3 protein-coding genes and 1 tRNA gene are annotated in these 2388 nt (G+C 68.0%); 1 reads left to right on the forward strand and 3 read right to left on the reverse strand.

The features are described from left to right. Nucleotides 1-66: 66 nt before the first annotated feature. From ACIPIA_RS14350 to mnmA, 3 genes are all read right to left on the reverse strand, one after another. Nucleotides 67-143 (reverse strand) — tRNA-Met (locus ACIPIA_RS14350). A gap of 68 nt (nucleotides 144-211) precedes the next feature. Next, a complete protein-coding gene (locus ACIPIA_RS14355) occupies nucleotides 212-868 on the reverse strand; it encodes a class I SAM-dependent methyltransferase (RefSeq protein ID WP_400510524.1) in 657 nt (218 codons plus the stop codon). A gap of 31 nt (nucleotides 869-899) precedes the next feature. Beyond that, nucleotides 900-2078: a tRNA 2-thiouridine(34) synthase MnmA gene (mnmA, locus tag ACIPIA_RS14360; RefSeq protein WP_400510525.1), complete on the reverse strand. Its 1179-nt coding sequence runs from the start codon at nucleotides 2076-2078 to the stop codon at nucleotides 900-902. On the opposite strand from mnmA, the gene ACIPIA_RS14365 reads away from it, so the two are divergent. Further along, nucleotides 2077-2388: hypothetical protein (locus ACIPIA_RS14365; protein WP_400510526.1), on the forward strand; the 312-nt coding region annotated here is incomplete at its 3' end. The two genes, mnmA and ACIPIA_RS14365, sit on opposite strands and share 2 nt — an antisense overlap.

Consider the following 2388-nt stretch of genomic DNA (forward strand, 5'->3'; position numbering starts at 1 on the left):
GCGGTAGCGCCTCAGATGTCGGAAATTTCGACAAATCCTAAGCGATTTCAATAGCTTAGGAGAATTTGGTAGCGGGAGAGGGACTTGAACCCCCGACACGCGGATTATGATTCCGCTGCTCTAACCAGCTGAGCTACCCCGCCACAGACCCCGTAGCCGGCTGGGCCGGCTCGTCGTCGAGGCGCGATATAGGCGCCGCGACCGGGGTGCGTCAAGCCTTGGATCGCGAGTTATCAGCAGAGGATCGCTTGCGCAGCCGGACGACCTTGAAATACCCGCGGCCGACATGGACGGTTTCATAGCGGCCCGTCGCCTTCGCCCAGTCCGTCAGGCGGCTGACCTTGAAGTCGGAGCTCCAGCCGATCGCCTTCGACAAGGGCGCGACCGCGCTCCAGAACGGAGCCAGAAATCCGCCGTCGTCGACGAGACGGCTCGAGATGATGATCTCGCCGCCCGGCTTCAGGACGCGGTCCATCTCGGCCAGCGCCTGTTCGGGATCGGGCACGAGGGTGATGACGAACTGTGCCGTCACCGCGTCGAAGCGCTCGTCGTCGAAGCCGAGCCGGCAGGCATCCATCACCATCAGGCCGCGGACATGCGCGAGCCCCTGGCTCGCGACCTTGCGATGCGCCACCTTGAGCATGTCGAGCGAAAGGTCGGCGCCCAGGACGCGGGTGCCGGGCTTGAAGTAGGGCAGCGTCAGGCCGGTGCCGACGCCGATCTCGAGGATGTCCGGGCCGCAGGCGCAGGCCGCTTCGACCGCCTCGCGCTGCGGGCGCGCCAGCATGCGCTGATAGATCCGGTCGTAGAACCTGGCCCAGGTCGCGTAGACGCGCTTCTGGCCGTCGAGATCGTAGGTCACCGGCATGGTTGGAATCCGAGCAGAGAAGCGTGGCCTGTCAGGACAGGGCGAGCGCCGCGGGCGCGGCGGTGGCCGGCAGGGCTAGCGGCCGACGCAGGATGGTGCCGCCGCCGAGCACGCGCGAGCCGGGGCCGCCATCGGCGTAGATCACGCAGGCCTGGCCGGGCGAGACACCTTCCTCGTCGCCGGCAAGCTCGATGCGCAGGCCCTCCGCATCGCGGAACAGGCGGGCCTCGCGCGGCGCGCGGGTCGAGCGGACGCGAACGGCGACCTCCAGACCTTCGGGCGGGAGATCGTCGAGCGCGGTCTCGCCGAGCCAGTTGAGGTCGCGCAGGCGAACCTCGCGGACGCTCAGCGCCTCGCGCGGGCCCACGATGACGCGGGCGTCGTCGGCATCGAGCCGCAGCACATAGAGCGGCTCGGATGAGCTGATGCCCAGCCCCTTTCGCTGGCCGACGGTGTAGTGGAGCACGCCCTCATGATGCCCGAGGACGCGTCCGTCGAGATGGACGATGTCGCCGGGGCGGGCGGCGCCGGGCTTCAGCCTCTCGATGACGTCGGCGTAGCGGCCATTGGGCACGAAGCAGATATCTTGGCTGTCCGGCTTGTCGGCGATGGCGAGGCCGAGTTCGGCCGCGAGCGCGCGCGTTTGGGCCTTGTCGATATGGCCGAGCGGGAAGCGCAGCAGATCGAGCTGCTCCTGCGTCGTGGCGTAGAGGAAATAGCTCTGGTCGCGGCTGGCATCGGCGGCGCGGAAGAGGCCGCGATGGCCGTTGCCGAGATCGCGGCTGACGACGTAGTGCCCGGTCGCCAGCGCATCGGCTCCGAGTTCCCTGGCGAGGTCGAGCAGGTCGCGGAACTTCACGGTGCGGTTGCACTCGACGCAGGGGATCGGCGTCTCGCCGGCGAGATAGCTCTCGGCAAAGCGCTCGATGACGGCATCGCGAAAGCGGCTCTCATAGTCCAGCACGTAATGCGGGATGCCGATCGCCTCGGCGACGCGGCGCGCGTCATGAATGTCCTGGCCGGCACAGCAGGCGCCGGCCCGGTGGACGGCGGCGCCGTGGTCGTAAAGCTGGAGCGTGACGCCGATGACGTCATAGCCCTCTCGCTTCAGCAGCGCGGCGACCACCGAGGAGTCCACGCCGCCCGACATCGCCGCGACGACGCGCGTCGCCGCAGGCGGCTTGGCGATGTCGAGGGAGTTGCGGGGCATGGTCATCGTCTGCGGAGGTGTCCGTGGCTCGGGAAGTGCGGCTTTCGCGCGTCTGCCGGCTCTATACCGGCTTTGGTCGGATGCTGCCAGCAGGATCGGCAAATCCTGCCGGCCTTCGGCCCCGGCGCCGGTGCTTCTTGCCGCCAGTCAGCGATTTGGCCGCGCTAACGCCTTGATTTCACTTGCTTCGAATCTGGCGTGCAACTTGCTCGTGGCGGGCAGGTGCGTTGTTGCCCGCGCCACGGAACCGTTCATGTCGATCCAGCCCGTCATCACCTATCCGCGCGTTTCCGACGCTCCAGCCTCGCGC

The sequence above is a fragment of the Allobosea sp. CER48 genome, assembly GCF_044752385.1.
Lineage (GTDB): Bacteria > Pseudomonadota > Alphaproteobacteria > Rhizobiales > Beijerinckiaceae > Allobosea.